At 56.0% G+C, this 16,469-nt stretch carries 15 protein-coding genes and 1 pseudogene; 7 read left to right on the top strand and 9 right to left on the bottom strand.

Annotation, left to right across the window (positions count from 1 at the left end):
- Positions 1-356 precede the first annotated feature (356 nt).
- Positions 357-1,934, top strand: a complete 1,578-nt coding sequence (locus tag JTM80_RS21130; RefSeq protein ID WP_172353358.1) for a B12-binding domain-containing radical SAM protein — start codon at positions 357-359, stop codon at positions 1,932-1,934.
- Positions 1,935-2,077: 143 nt separating this feature from the next.
- Here JTM80_RS21130 and JTM80_RS21135 read toward each other — a convergent pair whose 3' ends face one another.
- Both JTM80_RS21135 and JTM80_RS21140 read right to left on the bottom strand, forming a co-directional pair.
- Positions 2,078-2,821: a DUF561 domain-containing protein gene (locus tag JTM80_RS21135; protein ID WP_172353359.1), complete on the bottom strand. Its 744-nt coding sequence runs from the start codon at positions 2,819-2,821 to the stop codon at positions 2,078-2,080.
- Between the two features lie 97 nt (positions 2,822-2,918).
- The gene (locus JTM80_RS21140; RefSeq protein ID WP_205370257.1) at positions 2,919-3,566 is read right to left on the bottom strand and encodes a phycobiliprotein lyase; all 648 of its coding nucleotides are present in this window, start codon (positions 3,564-3,566) and stop codon (positions 2,919-2,921) included.
- Between the two features lie 718 nt (positions 3,567-4,284).
- Between JTM80_RS21140 and JTM80_RS21145 the strand changes: the two genes are divergently transcribed.
- A complete protein-coding gene (locus tag JTM80_RS21145) occupies positions 4,285-4,659 on the top strand; it encodes a hypothetical protein (protein ID WP_172353361.1) in 375 nt (124 codons plus the stop codon).
- Positions 4,660-4,752: 93 nt separating this feature from the next.
- On the opposite strand, the gene JTM80_RS21150 is transcribed toward JTM80_RS21145, so the two are convergent.
- A complete protein-coding gene (locus JTM80_RS21150) occupies positions 4,753-5,025 on the bottom strand; it encodes a hypothetical protein (RefSeq protein ID WP_172353362.1) in 273 nt (90 codons plus the stop codon).
- Complete coding sequence (locus JTM80_RS21155; RefSeq protein WP_172353363.1) at positions 4,988-5,440, bottom strand: VOC family protein; 453 nt, start codon at positions 5,438-5,440, stop codon at positions 4,988-4,990. Before JTM80_RS21155 ends, JTM80_RS21150 begins: the two co-directional genes overlap by 38 nt.
- Positions 5,441-5,771: 331 nt before the next feature.
- On the opposite strand from JTM80_RS21155, the gene JTM80_RS21160 reads away from it, so the two are divergent.
- Both JTM80_RS21160 and JTM80_RS21165 read left to right on the top strand, forming a co-directional pair.
- The gene (locus JTM80_RS21160; RefSeq protein ID WP_172353364.1) at positions 5,772-6,992 is read left to right on the top strand and encodes an MFS transporter; all 1,221 of its coding nucleotides are present in this window, start codon (positions 5,772-5,774) and stop codon (positions 6,990-6,992) included.
- A 189-nt stretch (positions 6,993-7,181) separates the two neighbouring features.
- Positions 7,182-7,397 carry a DUF4278 domain-containing protein gene (locus JTM80_RS21165; protein WP_172353365.1) on the top strand — a complete coding sequence of 72 codons (216 nt, stop codon included), beginning with the start codon at positions 7,182-7,184 and terminating at the stop codon, positions 7,395-7,397.
- A 61-nt stretch (positions 7,398-7,458) separates the two neighbouring features.
- On the opposite strand, the pseudogene JTM80_RS21170 reads toward JTM80_RS21165, so the two are convergent.
- From JTM80_RS21170 to JTM80_RS21180, 3 genes and pseudogenes are all read right to left on the bottom strand, one after another.
- Positions 7,459-8,163 (bottom strand): annotated as a pseudogene (locus JTM80_RS21170) (Uma2 family endonuclease).
- Between the two features lie 284 nt (positions 8,164-8,447).
- Complete coding sequence (cobT, locus tag JTM80_RS21175; protein ID WP_172353366.1) at positions 8,448-9,578, bottom strand: nicotinate mononucleotide-dependent phosphoribosyltransferase CobT; 1,131 nt, start codon at positions 9,576-9,578, stop codon at positions 8,448-8,450.
- 229 nt (positions 9,579-9,807) lie between these two features.
- The gene (locus tag JTM80_RS21180; protein WP_172353367.1) at positions 9,808-10,602 is read right to left on the bottom strand and encodes a PD-(D/E)XK nuclease family protein; all 795 of its coding nucleotides are present in this window, start codon (positions 10,600-10,602) and stop codon (positions 9,808-9,810) included.
- 146 nt (positions 10,603-10,748) lie between these two features.
- Here JTM80_RS21180 and JTM80_RS21185 point away from each other — a divergent pair, with 146 nt between their 5' ends.
- Both JTM80_RS21185 and JTM80_RS21190 read left to right on the top strand, forming a co-directional pair.
- Entirely contained in the window at positions 10,749-11,654 is a 906-nt protein-coding gene (locus JTM80_RS21185) for a DMT family transporter (RefSeq protein ID WP_205370258.1), read from the top strand.
- Positions 11,651-12,256, top strand: coding sequence for an ACP phosphodiesterase (locus JTM80_RS21190; protein WP_172353369.1), 606 nt, complete (start codon positions 11,651-11,653; stop codon positions 12,254-12,256). The genes JTM80_RS21185 and JTM80_RS21190 overlap by 4 nt, the downstream gene beginning before the upstream one ends.
- 71 nt (positions 12,257-12,327) lie before the next feature.
- On the opposite strand, the gene JTM80_RS21195 is transcribed toward JTM80_RS21190, so the two are convergent.
- Positions 12,328-14,649: a Tex family protein gene (locus tag JTM80_RS21195; protein ID WP_205371491.1), complete on the bottom strand. Its 2,322-nt coding sequence runs from the start codon at positions 14,647-14,649 to the stop codon at positions 12,328-12,330.
- A gap of 36 nt (positions 14,650-14,685) precedes the next feature.
- A complete protein-coding gene (locus JTM80_RS21200) occupies positions 14,686-14,943 on the bottom strand; it encodes a hypothetical protein (RefSeq protein ID WP_205370259.1) in 258 nt (85 codons plus the stop codon).
- Positions 14,944-15,067: 124 nt separating this feature from the next.
- Here JTM80_RS21200 and glmU point away from each other — a divergent pair, with 124 nt between their 5' ends.
- Entirely contained in the window at positions 15,068-16,396 is a 1,329-nt protein-coding gene (gene glmU, locus JTM80_RS21205) for a bifunctional UDP-N-acetylglucosamine diphosphorylase/glucosamine-1-phosphate N-acetyltransferase GlmU (protein ID WP_390819790.1), read from the top strand.
- The last annotated feature ends 73 nt before the right edge of the window (positions 16,397-16,469 follow it).

Raw genomic sequence — 16,469 nt, forward strand, 5'->3', positions numbered from 1 at the left:
GTTTAACCAGGACAAAAAGACAGCAGGCGGATCAACTGTCCACTATCCCTCACTCCAGCCCAAACTCTGTGGTAATGTGTGCTGCAAGCTCTTAATGAGTGCTTCAAGTTACTTAGGCTAAAGACACTCTGAAGATTTTCTAAGCAGTCACCGCCTCCTGGCAGAATAGCGAGACATTCTTTCTAGACATTCTTTTTCCTAGACATTCTTTCGCAAACAGTCTTCCTAGAAACTTTCTAGCCAGTCTTCCTAGGCACTTTCTAGAGAGTTGCTGAGGAATGATCTGTGGTTTTCGTCTGAACAACCACTGGTAAATTTCCTTCTTTAAAAATTGGCGGTGTGAGGTCACTACCCCTATGCGTGTTCTGCTCCTATATCCCACGTTCCCAAAAAGCTTCTGGTCTTTCGAGAAAGCGCTGGCCCTCGTCGATCGCAAGGCACTCCTGCCGCCGCTGGGGCTGATTACCGTCGCCGCCATTTTGCCGCAAGACTGGGAATTTAAGCTGGTCGATCGCAACGTCCGCCCCGTCACCGAGGCAGAGTGGGATTGGGCAGAGATGGTGATTATCTCCGGCATGATTGTCCAGGCAGACGACATGATGGATCAAATCCGCGAAGCCAAGCGGCGCGGCAAATCGGTCGCAGTGGGCGGCCCCTACGCCACGTCGCTGCCCCACGAGCCGCAGGGCGCAGGCGCGGACTTTTTGATCTTGGACGAGGGCGAAATTACGCTGCCGATGTTTGTGGAGGCGGTGCAGCGGGGCGACACCCAGGGCGTGTTTCGTGCCAATGGCGAGAAGCCAGATGTCACGACTACGCCGATTCCCCGGTTTGAACTGCTGGATCTGGATGCCTATGACAATATGTCGGTGCAGTTTTCACGCGGCTGCCCGTTTCAGTGCGAGTTTTGCGACATCATTGTGCTGTATGGCCGCAAGCCGCGAACCAAGGAACCCCAGCAGCTTTTGGCAGAACTGGAGCGTCTGTATGAACTGGGCTGGCGACGCACGGTGTTCCTGGTGGATGACAACTTCATTGGCAATAAGCGCAACGTGAAGCTGCTGCTCAAGGAGTTGAAAGTATGGATGCAGGAGCATCAGTATCCGTTCCACTTCAACACAGAAGCATCGGTGGATCTGGCCAAAGACCCCGAACTCATGGAAATGATGGTGGACTGCAACTTTAACGCTGTCTTCCTGGGAGTGGAAACGCCGGATGAAGACAGCCTCGCCCTGACGCAAAAGTTCCAAAACACCCGCGATTCGCTGTCGGATGCTGTGGATGCGATTATCGCGGCAGGGCTGCGGGTGATGGCAGGTTTTATTATCGGGTTTGATGGCGAAAAGCCAGGAGCGGGCGATCGCATCGTTCGGTTTGTGGAAAAAACCGCCGTGCCTACGGCCCTGTTCAGCATGTTGCAGGCGCTTCCTGATACGGCCCTGTGGCATCGGCTGGAAAAAGAAGGGCGGCTGCGGGGCAAAGTGGCGAATATCAACCAGACCACGCTGATGAACTTTGTGCCGACGCGCCCCCTGGAGGAAATCACGCGGGAATACGTGAATGCCTTTTGGGAACTCTATGACCCGATGACCTATCTAAACCGCACCTATCGTCACTTTCTAAAGCTGGGCACACCGAAGCACAAGTCCAAGCTGCGCTCGGTGTCGTGGACGGTGATTCGAGCCATGCTGATCGTGTTCTGGCGGCAGGGCGTGGTTCGCAAGACGCGCTTCCGCTTCTGGGCAAACCTGATCGGCATCTTCCGCCACAACCCCCGCGTGTGGGATCACTATCTATCAATCTGTGCGCTCAATGAACATTTCCTGGAATATCGCCAGATTGTCAAGGACGAGATCGAGTCGCAGCTTGCGGAGTTTTTGGCCGAAGAAGCCCGGATTCAGGCAGAGCAGGCAAGACAAACCGCAGCCGCATAGCGTTCGACAATGACGCATCTTGGCGGCTACAGGCTATGGCGTGATGAGGAATGGAAAAGCGGATGCGACTCTCCTACCCCATCACGCCTACCCCATCACGCTGTTACAAGCTGATTGCCGTTCTACCGACCTGATTCCGCAGGCTATTGACGGACGTTGACCGGGGTGGCAATCGCCTCCACGATACTCCGCACCGCAGCGACCATCGCCACTTCGCTATTGAGCTGGTTGATGGCAGACCCCACGCCCACGCCCGATGCCCCTGCGGCGATCGCCAGTGGAGCCGTCACGCTCGACAGCCCCGACGCACACAGCACGGGCACACTCACCGCTTTGGAGATTTCGTAGGCGGCGGCAAGCGTCGGGGCTGCTTTTTCCATCAGACCCAGCGTGCCGGGGTGGGTAGGCTGGCTGCTGGTGCCGCCTTCGGTCTGGATCAGGTCGGCTCCAGCGTTGACCAGTTCTTCCGCCAGTTGTACCTGCTGATCCAGCGTCAGGATATGGGGCACAGTGACGGAGAGCGTGACCTGGGGCAGCAGGGCGCGGGTGCGGCGGGTCAGCTCCAACACTTCTGCTGCTTCAAACCGACGACCCTGGGCATAAAAAGCATCGAAGTTGCCGATTTCGATCAGGTCGGCTCCGGCTTCGACACAGGGCACAAAAGCTTCGGGATCAACAGCGGACACGCACACGGGCAGCGAGATCAGCCCTTTGACTCGGCGTACCAAATCGGCACTGGCGGCAATATCCACAAACGTTGCGCCGCCCTGCTCTGCTGCACGCACGATAGCACAGACGCGATCGCCCTCAAAGTTGGTCAGTCCGCTAATTACCTTCAGCGCCGTCCGCTGCTGGAGCGCCGTTTGAAGCGTGGCATTCATGGTCATAAAGTCTCTCTATTTCGGCAAACAGTACGGTTTATTGTGCCACAGGTGGGGGATCGGCGGAGCGCTGGTCTATTGGCTTTGGGCAATGCTGCTTGGTCTAGCTTTTGCGCTCTACGCCAAAGCCAATCAGGTCAATCACGGTCGGCGTTTCGCCTGCGGGCGGACGCTGATAGGTGACAATGGTTCGCATCCGCACGTCTGGCGCAATAAACCGCATTTGATCCACCGCCACAGAGCGGCTATAAAACGTCGTCATTTCTAGGGTCTGGCGAATGGGCTGATAGGTAAATCGGCCGGCGATCGCCCCCGCCTCAGAATAGCCCTCATCCCGCAGATAAAAGCCCTGAATCACCTCGCTCTCTGGAGCCGTAGACACTTGCGCCGCCGCGGGCAGCGCCAATCCCTGGTAGCGCTCGTCGGCATGAAGCACCAGTGCATCAGGCACAAACAGCGCCTTCAGGCTCATCGACACCTTTTCGCCCCGTTCCGATTCCGTATCAAAGGAAATGGCAAAGCCAGGACAGTTGTGACTCAGGGCTGCCTGATCGAGATCCAGCCGAATTCCAGCCAATTCACCCGATGGCGAAGCCGTTTTGAGCATTTGCTGCTTTTGCGCTGCATCGAGAGAGTCTGCCCGAAACTCTGTATAGGAGCGTTCAATATCGCCCTTCAGCAGGAAATGATAAATCCGTTCCGTCTTCCAAAATCCAGCGCAGTTTGTAAAGAAGTCTTGAAAATTCAACATACGCGGTCAGCCACACTATTCAAATTCAACACTTAATTTCGAGGCTTATTTAACGCTCAGTTTAGGCTCAGTTTAATCTGAAATGCTGACCCTGAATGGGACTGCTATCCCAGATAGGGGCATATTACTGAACATCTGGACATTGAATCTAGGCACGGAATCTGGGCATTGGATCTGGGCACGGAATCTGGGCGCTGAATCTAGGCATTGGATAACAAAGGGCGATCGCCTCTAATTGCAAAGAAGTCGAAGGAAGCCGTTCGATTCTCAATGCAACATCTTCAACAATCAGCGCACAATCGAGGAATTCCAGGAATATTCCCGCATATTCGCTGCATATTCGCCGCATGTGAGCTGCGGATTCGCTACACACTCGCTACATATTTTCTAAGCCATATTTTCTAAACCATACTTCTGATGATTTCTCAGCAATTCTTAAGGCAATCTAAAGCGAGAAACCCGTCAGCGATTCGACGATTTTCCGCCTCCTGGCGTAAACATTTCTGCACAAGTTGCTGTTAAGCCTAGAACTCATGCGGGCAAGGGCAATTGTTATCAAGACTACGACCACAGAAATCGCTGAAACCCTTGAGTCTCCGTAGGAAGACCCTTGATTGATGAATTTTCCAAACGTTAAATGATTCAGGAATAAATGGAACCTATAGACAAGCCTTTCATAAGATAGACTCATACTCAGTAAAAGGGAACAGGCGTCATTATGGACTCTTTCCAGGAACAAATTGTCGAGCTGAATGCAAAGGTTGACGCGCTGCACCAGGTTATCGAGCAGTTGAGCAACAGAATCACAGAAGTTTTTTCGGAAGTGCTGCTGGTCGATCGCAATCAGCGATCGTCCTCAGGAACGACTTCAGCACGTCAGTCCTATAATCAGCGCTATGGCTTAGAAACAGAAATGGATCATAAAGACGTGCTGTCGGATGACGATTTTCTGGAGTCGGATAGCCATAGCGGAGAGCGATCGCTCTCTCCGGAGGTGCAAATTCAGCGACTCACGGCGCAACTCACAGCCGCGTATAATCGCATCGCTGCCCTCGAAGAGCAACTGCTGTCTCAGCGCATCCATCAGGCTTGAGGATAAGCTAGGCTTGGGGATGAGCGTTTGTTGAGCATAGGTTCAGAGCATAGGTTCAGAACATAGCTTCCAGATTTCATAACTTCCAGATTTTTAGCTGCGAATCGAAAGAGGCAAATCAGGACTGAATGTGTGAGCAATTGGGTCAGTGCTGCTTTGCCAAACTAGCTCCGAGTGAAAGGTTTTTTTGGGCGATTCAGCGGGCGCAATCTGGATCTGTGCTAGGTGGTTGAGCAGAGAAGGCATTTTGTAGAGCGCGATTGCGGCAGGAAGCTGAAGCAAGACTTGCTCCAGGGTACGGCGATCGCCCAGATGCTCTAGCGGCAGGTCAGGACGTGCGGGTGATTGGGCAGGTATCACTGCCACAGGCAAAAAAAACAGCGGCAACTCCACTGCACCGGGGGGCGTAAAGATTGGCAGCGTTGCACCGGAAGGCAAACAAGGGGGCTGCATAGCTCCAGGTTTCCGAAGACCGCGTGTCCAGTGTGCCTGCCTTCAGCCGCAAGCTAATGCCGAAGGGGCAGGCTCCGGTTTGCTGCCAGTGCAGCCGTTCCCACAGCCGCAGTGGGGCCACAAGGGGCGATCGCACCTCCGCCTGATCATGAAGCCCCAGCAATTCTAGATAGGCATTGTCAAAGAAAAAGCAGACGTCTTCTGTACCCTGGCCCGCATGGATGCGCGATCGCCCCGGCTGCAACCCAAACTCCACCAAGCGCTGGGCATCTGCCGCAAGGGACGGCATGCAGACAAAGATATGATCTAGCTCCAGTTCTGCGTTCATCTCCAGGCTGCCTGCCCGATCAGTGCCCCATTTTAGCGGCTATAAGGGATACAGGAGCGGCGCATCCTAGATATGCAAGTTTGCCCTCATCCCCCAGCCCCTTCTCCCAAAAAGGGAGAAGAGGAGCCGGATTGGAAGTCCCTCTCCCGCTTTAGGAGAGGGATTTAGGGTGAGGGTTACAAAAGTGGGATACACCTACAGGAGCGGCGACTAGATCTGGCGGCTAGGGATCTGGCGGCTAGATCTGACAGCTAGATCAATTGCTTATTTGTACCAGTGCCGTCGGCATGTTGCGGCCCTTACGTTTCCTTGTTTCGATTAAACAAAGTTATTGCTGAACCGTCTGACCGAATCTTCTCCTAAAACCTGGCTCTGGTCGTTTTGTATCTGCGCCGGAATGCTGGTGTATTTTACTCAAGTGACGGTGCTATTTCCGGTACTGCCGCTGTATGTGACCCAGCGCTGGCAGGATGCGGGCGTGGGGTTTGTGGTTGGGGCGATGGCGGCGGGGCTGCTGCTGTTTCGTCCGCTGATTGGCTGGCTGATTGATCACTGGGGACGGAAGCCAGTCCTCTGGCTGGGACTGGGGCTGATGGTGGTGGTCTTGCCGCTGTATGGGTGGTCGCCCGATCCTGCCTGGTTGATGGGGGTGCGCGTGCTGCACGGCATCAGTCAGGCGGCCTTCGCCACCGCCTCGCAAACGCTGCTGGTGGATGTGGTGCCGACCCATCGCCGCACGGCGCTGCTGGGCTATCTGGCTATGTCGAATACGATCGGATTTTCGCTAGGGCCAATGCTGGGGGCGATCGCCTTTGCACGCGCAGGCTTTGTGCCCGTGATTGGAGCAATGGCGGGGCTGACGCTGCTGGGATTTGTGCTAACCCTGCCGCTGCCCTGGAAGACGACTGCAAGTTCAGAGGTATCATCCGCTGCCGTCTCAAGTAAATCAAGCGAATCAAATAAATCAAATAAATCAAGCGAGCTTGCTCCAGAAAAGGCAGCCTTTCCGTGGAACGTGATTTTGCAGTTTCCGGTGCGCGATGCCACGCTGCTGTTCTTCATCGGGTCATTTTTGCATGGTGCAGTGGTCACGTTTTTGCCGCTGCTGGTGTCCGACGCGGCCGTATTTTATAGCCTAAACGCGCTGGTGGCGGTGTTGGTGCGGTTTGCGCTGGGGCGCTGGGGCAACCGCGTGTCGCCGCGCTGGGTGGTGAGTGTGGGAATTCTGTGTTCTGGGGTAGGGCTGGTGGGCGTGGCGATCGCCCCCACCTTGCTGCTCCTCTGGTCAGTCGTATACGGCTTGGGATTCGGCTCGCTCTTCCCGGTGCTGTCTTCCATCGTGTCCTTTGCAGCACCGCTCACAGTGCGAGGGCGAGTCTACAGCGTTTTCCTGGCGGGGTTTGATAGCGGTATGACCTTGGGTGGAGCAGGGGTTCAGCCGCTGTCTCAGATCTTTCCGCTAAGCGTTCTGTTTCTGATGCTGGGGGGACTGGGTTGCAGCATCAGCGGACTTGCATTTCGCCAGTTCTCTAGACCGATTGAGCGAATCTAGAACACATCACCCCAACATTCCAATCATAATTCAAGATGTGATTCACCCCTTTTGCCAGCTAAATACAGAGTTGAAAAGTTAAGCAGAGTTAAGGTTGGCGAAATTCCATAACTTTTCTATATCGCGCCTCTAGGGGCGATCGCCCTATAACAGAGACATCAAAGCCCCCATTTCACACCAAGGACACCCATGATGCAACTGACCTATCGCGGCATTCGCTACACGCCCTGCACAAAACTCCCCACCACTAAAACGATCAAAGGCAGCTATCGCGGTATCCCCATGACGCTATATTACTCGTCTGTCATGCCGATCCAGCCGTTTATCAACTTGAGATATCGCGGTGTAAGCTATCGTCCAGTGCTGGTGATGCCGCTCAGGCGGGCGAAGAGCATTGCTCTATAGTCACCAAAAGCGAATCCAAACGTCCTAAATTAACCCTCTGCAAGAGGAGCAATAGCAACCGTTAGCCGACCATCTGTTGACGCAGGCTTCGCAGCGCAGCACCCGTCCCCTGCGTCGCAGCAGCCTCCAGAACCTGAGTCAATAATGCAGGTAAGTCAATTGTCGGAAAATAGCGGCTGTGGGATTGCAGTTCATAGCTTTCCGCTTGCAGGGCGTAAATCTTTAGGCCGCCTTTTTTGAATAGCCACTAGAGGAGTTTACGCAGGTATACCGTGTTGGAAAAGGCGTAAATCTTTAGGCCGCCTTTTTTGAATAGCCACACTTCGGGGACGCTATAGGGCGCGTAATCCTCGGCAGCGGTGTAGGTGGTCACGTCAATTTCGATTACTAGGTCAGGCGGTGGATCAGGTTGCCAATTGATGCGGTCTTTGCCTGCTGCCGCCTGCCAGTGGTCGATATAGAAGCAATAGTCGGGTTCAATCGCACCCGATTCAGGAATATCCATCGTAATGGGCGTAAAGGCCTCGTAGTTGCGCTCTTCGCTATCCAGGAGAACTTTAACAACATCTGCCAGAATATTGGCTTCGCGGCCGTGGCGGGGTAAAGGACTCATCAGCAAGATTTCTCCATTACGAAACTTGATGCGGGGGATAGAGCCATCGCTCCGGCTTTCGCGCAGGGCGCAATAGTCTTGCCAAGTTCCGGGCATCCGCACCACGCTACCGGGAGGGAGGTGTATCTTTTCACGGGAGATGACAGCATACATAGGGCAATTCCAGGGCTAGTTCCAGGAGACGTTCCAACCAGGGTTCAAAAACTTGTCAAGCGGGCAGATCGACTCTGGCAATCTAGCCTTGACGAAGGCACTAATATACTTCACGCAGCAATTTCAGCCCTCACCCTAAATCCCTCTCCCGCTCTGGGAGAGGGACTTCAAACCTATGTCTAGCTCTCCTTCTCCCCACTTGGGAGAAGGGGTTGGGGGATGAGGGCAGTAAGGTTGCTGTCTCAAGTATGTCAGTGCCTTGACGAATGGGTTGATTCCTTATTCTAGGTTGCTTTTCCGGCGCGGTGCAGCAGGGATTCCACGGCGCTGAGCAAGTCGGCATTGTGCCAGCCCAGCAGGTGAGCGGCGATCGCACATCCCCCGGCTCCCACTCCTTCTTTGACATAGCCCTGCTCGTAGGCCCGCAGGCTAGCATAGCGCGAGGCGGCAAAGCTCAGCGGCGTGGCCAGCAGCGGCGCATTCAGGTCAGCGGCGAGTCCTGCTGTGTCGCCTGTGGGGTCTTCGGCCACCCAGCGCGTCGTGCCCACTGCTACCCGTTCTGCGGGCCAGTCTAGCCCATGATGGTGCTGGAGCGATCGCATCAGCGCGTAGACCGCTAGCATTTGCGTACCGCCTGCCAGCAAGACTCCGGTGACTCGACTAGCGGCGATCGCCATCCCTGCGACGGCAATCTGCATCGGGTCGCCCACGGCCGCCACCACAGCTAGCGGGTCGGGATTATCTGGTGCGAGCGTTCCCTGTTCCAATGCCCGACTTAATCCAGCGGATACGATATTCCACTTTTGGGCATGGTTGCAGGCAGGATGGCTGCTGTTGACCTTACCTGCGGCGGCCCAGCCCAGTCCAGTAAGTAAGGAAAGGGCTGTAGTCGTGCCGCCGACGACGCATTCGCCAATCAGCAAGTAAGCATCGGGTTGTGCTTGAGCGAGGCGAGCGCCCCAGTCTAGTCCCGCTTGCAGCAGCCGCAGCACCGTTGGTAAATCCAGCGCCGCACCAGTCGATACGCAGCGGGCCGGCGTGCCGCCCAAGTCGATGCAGGGAACGGTCGGCGCATGGCGCAGTCCGGCGTTGAGCAAGTGCAGCGGCACGTGAAAGCCTTCTACTACCGCCCGCGAAATCAGCGTTGGCGATGCGCCCGCCGTCAGGGGTGGCAGCGGAAACTGGGGATTGGGCTGAGGCCCGTGGTAGAGAAATTCGGCATCGGCGATCGCCGTCCATTCTCGATCGGCGGGTGTAGCTCCCGCAGCGGAAATGCCCGGAATCAGACCCGTCTCGGTAAACCCCAGCACGCAGGCAAACTGCGATCGCGCTCCCTGAAACTGCCGAAGCCAGCGATCGCCCTGCGCGATGTTTCCGTAGCAGCGCGGCCAGGTCAACTCAACGCCCAAGGTCATAGGCTCTGAACCAATTTTGAATTTTAGATTTTAGGATTGGTGATTTCGGAAGGCTACCCAGAACTTCTGCCCTGCTTTTAGCTTACGGCCACAGGCTGTGCTTTTCAGAGACACCGGGCAGGAAGTGCAACTTGCTCTCCCCGGAGGAAACTGAGAAGGCAGGACTCCCCCTGTGCTTTTCAGAGACACCGGGCAGGAAGTGCAGCCATTCCTAACCTGTGCTGAGACCTCACAGGCTTAGCACAAGCTGCAACCCCCGCTCTGGCTGGGCCTCTTCGGGCAGCGGTTCGGGATTGGCGCGGGCGGCGGGGCAATAGCGGGCATAGGCGCAGCGATCGCACTGTTCACCTGGAAACGGAGTCCAGGAACGGTCTTGCCGCAATTGCAGCGCTAGTTCGCCGATAATCGACTCCACCTGCTGGCGATGGTCGGGCGTGACTGTGTAGCTAACCTTCTCGCCTGTCCGCAGATACAATAAGCTAAGTTGCTTCAGGTGCTTTTGATAGCGCTGCTCCAGTGCCAAGTAATATAACCCAATTTGCAAATCGATTTCATCGGGCAATAGCGCCTCACTATCCTTGCTGGATTTATAGTCGATTAGCTCCAGCCCGTCCTCCAGCCAGTCGATTCGGTCATAGCGACCCGACAGCGTAAATTCTAAATCCTGCACCCGCAGCGTCCCCTGAATGCGCCCTTCTACCCCTAGCGGCCGCCGAATTGCGCTTTGATTTGCAATAAAGCCGTTATAGTAGCGTTGCAGGATGCGCCGACCTTCGCTCACCTGAGTTGGCGTGAGTCCGCTGCTGTGCTGATTCCAGCAATATTCCACCCAGTCCAAGCGGGGAATCGGGTCTTGATAATGCCAGTCGTCGTAAATCTGAGCCAGCGCCTGATGCAGCGACGTTCCCAGCGCTGCGGAGCTAAAAAACGCCGCCCCCGGCAGCTTACGCTCATAGCGAAAGTAGTAGGCGAGTGGACAGCGGTAGTAGCTTTGCAGCTTGGCAGCGGAGAGCGAGTAGGTCATGCGGACTGTAGAAATGCAACAGAAACTCAACAGACCCAGAGGGTTTTTATATGGTGACACTAGATATGGATTTTAGGTAGAGTTCGGATGCACTAGGGATAGAGTAGAGGAGGTAGGGTAGGGGTAGAGGGGGGAGTTCGTTGGTCATGCCAAGGATGCCAAAGGTAACGGCTCGGCAGTGGAGCATTTTTATTCTGGTGCTATCAAATGTCATCTGGGGTTCTACCTTTCCGCTGATTAAGACTTCGCTGGGGACGCTATCGCCGTCGGTGCTAGTGATGGCGCGGTTTGTGGTGGCGGCGATCGCCCTCTTGCCCGTTGTTGGAATGCGCCTGCGTCCCGTGTCGCTGCCAGTCGCTCCAGTGGGCCCCTCATCGCACCTCAGCAAAGGACTGATTCTGGACGGCATCGGGGTGAGCGTCCTCATGTTTAGTGCAGTTTTGACGCAGGCAATCGGGCTGGAAACGGCTCCGGCCAATCGGGCCGCGTTCATTACCAGCCTGAATGTGATTTTGGTGCCGATTTTTGCGCGGCTGCTGGGGCGCAAGATTTCGATACGGGTGGCGATCGCCGCAGGACTGGCGCTGGCTGGCGTAGGGCTGTTGTCCTGGGAGGGTGGGGCGCTGGGGGTGGGCGATCTGTGGGTGCTGCTCTGCGCGGCCTGCTGGGCGGTGTATATTTTGCAAATGGAGCGAATTGTGCAGCGCTACAGCGCGACAGCCTTGACGACGGTGCAAGTGGTGGCGATCGCCCTCCTGAGTCTACTGTGGGCCGCCCCGCACATCGCTTCGCAAACCGCCGCCCTCATCGTCAGCGCCGCCGTGGTGCTGTACCTAGGACTCTTCGCCACCGCCCTTACCACCTGGACTCAGGCCAGCGCCCAGCGCCACCTCTCCGCCACCGAAGCCGCTATTCTCTACACGCTAGAACCCGTCTTTGCGTCGCTGTTTGCCTTCTGGTGGCTGGGCGAACGCTGGGGCCTGCGCGGCTGGCTAGGGGGTGGGGTGATTTTGGCGGCCACGCTGCTGAGCCAATTGCGCTCTAGAACATGAACTACCTCGCCCACCTGCTGCTCTCCGAACCCGACCCGCTGGCCCGTCTCGGCAACCTGGCGGGCGACTTCCTCAAAGGAGCAGACGTGCGATCGCTCCATTCCACGATTCAGCGGGGCATTGCGCTCCATCGCCAGATCGACACCTACACCGATTGCCACCCTATCGTCCGCCAGAGCAAGGCGCGGGTAGAGCCGCCCTACTGCCGACTGGCGGGGGTGCTGGTGGATGTGTTCTACGACCATTTCCTAGCGGTTCACTGGCAAACCTATGGGGTAGGGACGCTGGAAGAGTTTGTGCAGGGGGTCTACGCCGACTTGCAGCACTATCAAGCGCTGCTGCCGCCGTCGCTCCAGTGGGCGCTGCCGTTTATGGTGACAGGCGACTGGCTAACTGCCTATCGGCAAGTATCGGGTATCGAGATGATTTTGGAGCGCATGGCAGCGCGATCGCGGCGATCGCCCCTCCTCGCCTCTAGCATTTGCGTATTGCACCATCATTACTCTGCCCTAGAGCAAGAATTTCACCAATTTTTCCCGGCGCTCAAGGTCTATGTCTACAATCAGGTTGCAATCCTGGTTGCCAAAGGCTCTGGTTTCTGAGCAATGAAAAATTGAATCCGTACCTATCAGACCGGGCGAATCTGGCTAGGACAGGGGCTTTCAGGTATGGTCTACCGCTTGCGGCCGAATTTCGCTTTCAAGTCGTCTAGCGTTGCTGCTGTGGAGGGGCGATCGCCCGAAGCTGAGAGATGGGGTTTGCTGGACTGGGCAACGGGCTTCGGCCTTTGGGATTTAGCGCTCTCCTGCGATCGCTCAGTTTGCTGGGTTGCCTTGTCGTTTACCTCGGAACGCATCGACAGGCTAATGCGCTTCAGCGCTTCGTTCACCTCCAGCACGCGCACGGTGACGATCTGCCCCACTTTCACGACTTCTTTCGGGTCTTTGACAAACCGATCGGCTAGCTGCGAGATGTGAATTAGACCGTCTTGATGAACGCCGATATCCACAAATGCGCCAAAGTTTGCGACGTTGGTGATCACGCCTTCGAGCGTCATGCCGACCTTGAGATCGCCGATTTCCTGAATATCTTCGCGAAAGGTGGCGTAGGTGAATTGGGCACGCGGATCGCGGCCAGGTTTTTCTAACTCTGCAAGGATGTCGCGCAGGGTAGGTTCGCCGATGGTGTCGGTAACGTAACGCTGGAGAGAGAGGGTTTTCAGCCGTTCTCCTGCCTTGGTCACTTGATCTAGCGGGATGCCGAGATCCTTGGCGATCGCCTCTACAACACCGTAACTTTCAGGATGGACGGCCGTATTGTCCAACGGATTATCGCCATTGCGGATGCGGAGAAATCCGGCTGCCTGCTCAAACGCTTTGGGGCCCAGTTTAGAGACTTTTAGCAGTTCGCGGCGATTGCGAAACGCGCCGTTTTGGTTGCGATATTGCACGATATTGTTGGCAACAGCGCTGGAAATGCCGGAGACGTAGCTCAGCAGTTCTTTTGACGCAGTATTCAGGTCTACGCCTACGTAGTTGACGCAACTTTCGACCGTTTCATCCAGCTTTTTCTTGAGCAGCTTTTGATCCACATCATGCTGATATTGCCCAACGCCGATAGACTTGGGGTCGATCTTCACCAGTTCTGCTAGGGGATCTTGCAATCGGCGGCCGATGCTGACGGCTCCACGCACGGTCAGATCCAGGTCGGGAAATTCGGCGATCGCCACTTGACTAGCAGAGTAAATCGATGCGCCAGCTTCGTTCACAATTACTTTCACGGGTTTGTGATCAAGCGACTTCACCACTTCATTCACAAACGTATCCGTTTCGCGGCTAGCGGTGCCGTTGCCAATGGCGATTAGCTCAATCTGGTATTTGCGAATCAGGTCAAGGAGCGATCGCCCTGCTTTTTCCCGCTGCCCCTCGCCCGTGTGGGGAAAGATGGTCTGATATTCCAGAAACTTACCCGTCTGGTCAATCACCGCCACCTTACAGCCTGTGCGAAAGCCGGGGTCAATAGCCAGCGTCGGCTTCATGCCCGCTGGAGCCGCCAGCAGCAGTTCCCGCAGATTTGCCTCAAAGGTTTTAATCGACTCGATATCGGCCCACTGCTTCTTCTCGGCAATCACTTCGCTGATCAGGGACGTTTTCATCAGCCGCGCAAAGGCATCCCGCAGCATCGCTTGATAAAACTCGCGCACGGGCTTGGCCTTGGTGCGAATCACCTCGCGTTCCAGGTAGCTCTGCACTTCGTCCTCGTCAAACGTCAGCGCCAGCGTCAAAACCTCTTCGCCTTCGCCCCGCAGCAGCGCCAATAGGTTGTGCGGCTGGATCTTACTCACAGGTGCGGTGTAGGTACGATACATCTCGAACTTGGTCGTACCCTCTGGAAAGTCGGGCTTGATGCGCGACTCGAAGCTGCCGGAATTTAGGAAAAATTGTCGCAGGTGCGATCGCAGTTCTGCCCGGTCGGCCACTGCCTCTGCCAGGATGTCCGACGCGCCCTGCAAAGCCTCGTGGGCCGTTTTCACGCCTTTGTCCCCATCGACGTATTTCGCGGCTTCGACAGCTAAATCTGCCTGGGGCGCGTTGGGCTGATTCAACGACTCAATCCACTGGGCTAACGGCTCTAGCCCTTTCTCACGGGCAATGGTGGCTCGGGTGCGGCGCTTGGGGCGATAGGGCAAGTACAGGTCTTCTAGCTCGGTTTTCGATAAGCACTGCTCGATTTGCGCCTGGAGATCGTCGGTGAGTTTGCCCTGGTCGGCGATCGCCTTTAGCACCGTCTGCTTGCGTTCCTCCAGTTCCGTTAGGTAGGCATGGCGATCGGCCAGATCCCTGAGCTGAATCTCGTTCAGTTCGCCCGTGCGCTCCTTGCGATATCGCGCCACAAAGGGAATGGTCGCCCCTTCTGCAAACAGCGCCAGCGCATTTTCCACCTGAAACGGCTTGAGCGATAGCTCCTGGGCGAGCAGTTTGGGAATGTCGATCATGGGTGAACCGTGGAGAAACGCAACGTGCATTTTTCACTATACCGAAGTCTTGAACAGAGGCAGGAGTGGGGATTTTGGATTGGGGATTTTGGATTGGGGGTTTGGCAGTAGGGCGATCGCCCTCATCTGGAAGCACCGACTCTGGGCGATCGCGCTTTTGCGGTCTGTCGAGAGCCAGATCGACACAGCGTGATTCAGGTCGTCTGTCTCCTCATCTGTCTCCTCAATAGTGCTTGAGGGAGTTCTCAGAAATACGCCGAGAAATACACCGACCGAAGCGCGGTATACTCCCACTGTGGGATTGGGAAGCTGGATTCCAGTTGATGAAGGCTGAATCACACAGGTGACAAGCAGAGACTACAGAAAGCTAGGCAGCATGTTAGCGGTAGCAATTTTGGCAGCAGGACGGGGAACGCGAATGAAGTCAGACCTTCCGAAGGTGCTGCATGATTTGGGCGGGCGATCGCTCGTCGAGCGGGTGTTGGACAGTTTGGCAGCGGTGCGGCCCGATCGCCAGTTGGTGATTGTAGGCTATGGGGGCGATCGCGTGCAGAAGGCTCTCAGCGCGATTGCAGGGGTGGAGTTTGTAGAGCAGCGGGAACAGTTGGGCACTGGCCATGCGGTGCAGCAGATCATTCCCCATCTCGACGGCTTTGCAGGCGATGTGCTGGTGCTGAATGGCGACGTACCGCTGCTGCGCCCGGAAACGCTGAAGAACCTGCTGGACACCCATCGCTCAGCAGGCAACGCGGCTACGCTGCTGACGGCGCATCTGCCAGAACCGAAAGGCTATGGTCGCGTATTTTGCGATGGCAGCAACCGCGTGACGCAAATTGTAGAAGATCGGGACTGTACGGCTGCCCAAAAGCAAAACCGCCGCATCAATGCCGGGGTCTACTGTTTTCGCTGGGCAGACCTCGCAGAAGCGCTGCCCAAGCTGACCGCTGATAACGATCAGCAGGAATATTATCTGACAGATGTGGTGAGTATGATGTCACCCGTCATGGCTGTGGATGTAGACGATTATCAGGAAATCTTGGGGATTAACGATCGACGGCAGTTGTCCGCTGCTTATGACATTTTGCAAACGCGAGTAAAGAATGCCTGGATGATGCAGGGCGTGACGCTGATTGACCCAGCCAGTATCACGATTGATGATACCGTCACCCTTGGTTCAGATGTCGTTATTGAACCCCAGTGTCACCTGCGCGGTAAGACGGCCATTGGTGCGGGCAGCCACATTGGCCCCGGTAGTCTGATCGAAAACAGCACGCTGGGCGATCGCGTCACGGTGCTATATTCCGTTGTGTCGGATAGCACCGTGCAAGCAGACACCCGCATTGGCCCCTACGCGCACCTGCGGGGACAGGTACAGGTAGGCAACGGCTGCCGCATTGGAAACTTTGTGGAGCTAAAAAAATCTACGCTGGGCGATCGCACGAATGTCGCGCATTTATCTTATTTGGGTGACGCAACGCTAGGTACGAAAGTGAACATTGGCGCAGGGACGATCACCGCTAACTACGACGGCGTAAAGAAGCATCCGACGGTCATTGGCGATCGCACAAAAACTGGGTCAAACAGCGTCTTGGTTGCGCCTGTGACGGTGGGAGCCGATGTGACCATTGCCGCTGGATCGGTGATCACCGAAGATTTGCCGGACGATTGTCTGGCGATCGCCCGATCGCGGCAGGTGGTGAAACCGGGCTGGCGGCTCACGGTTGTCTCGGATGTGGCAGCACCCTGAGCTAGGGAATCCCAAGATTCTGCGCCGTGAATGATCCGGAGGCGCAATCGCTGGGAAGAATATCTGTATAAAC

It is taken from the genome of Thermoleptolyngbya sp. PKUAC-SCTB121 (assembly GCF_016919485.1).
Lineage (GTDB): Bacteria > Cyanobacteriota > Cyanobacteriia > Elainellales > Elainellaceae > Thermoleptolyngbya > Thermoleptolyngbya sichuanensis.

Bases quoted from the DNA above. Each gene is read 5' to 3' on its own strand.
- JTM80_RS21130 (WP_172353358.1), top strand. From the start codon at position 357: ATGCGTGTTCTGCTCCTATATCCCACGTTCCCAAAAAGCTTCTGGTCT.
- JTM80_RS21135 (WP_172353359.1), bottom strand. From the start codon at position 2,821: ATGACCATGAATGCCACGCTTCAAACGGCGCTCCAGCAGCGGACGGCG.
- JTM80_RS21140 (WP_205370257.1), bottom strand. From the start codon at position 3,566: ATGTTGAATTTTCAAGACTTCTTTACAAACTGCGCTGGATTTTGGAAG.
- JTM80_RS21145 (WP_172353361.1), top strand. From the start codon at position 4,285: ATGGACTCTTTCCAGGAACAAATTGTCGAGCTGAATGCAAAGGTTGAC.
- JTM80_RS21155 (WP_172353363.1), bottom strand. From the start codon at position 5,440: ATGAACGCAGAACTGGAGCTAGATCATATCTTTGTCTGCATGCCGTCC.
- JTM80_RS21165 (WP_172353365.1), top strand. From the start codon at position 7,182: ATGATGCAACTGACCTATCGCGGCATTCGCTACACGCCCTGCACAAAA.
- cobT (WP_172353366.1), bottom strand. From the start codon at position 9,578: ATGACCTTGGGCGTTGAGTTGACCTGGCCGCGCTGCTACGGAAACATC.
- JTM80_RS21180 (WP_172353367.1), bottom strand. From the start codon at position 10,602: ATGACCTACTCGCTCTCCGCTGCCAAGCTGCAAAGCTACTACCGCTGT.
- JTM80_RS21185 (WP_205370258.1), top strand. From the start codon at position 10,749: ATGCCAAGGATGCCAAAGGTAACGGCTCGGCAGTGGAGCATTTTTATT.
- JTM80_RS21190 (WP_172353369.1), top strand. From the start codon at position 11,651: ATGAACTACCTCGCCCACCTGCTGCTCTCCGAACCCGACCCGCTGGCC.
- JTM80_RS21195 (WP_205371491.1), bottom strand. From the start codon at position 14,649: ATGATCGACATTCCCAAACTGCTCGCCCAGGAGCTATCGCTCAAGCCG.
- glmU (WP_390819790.1), top strand. From the start codon at position 15,068: ATGAAGTCAGACCTTCCGAAGGTGCTGCATGATTTGGGCGGGCGATCG.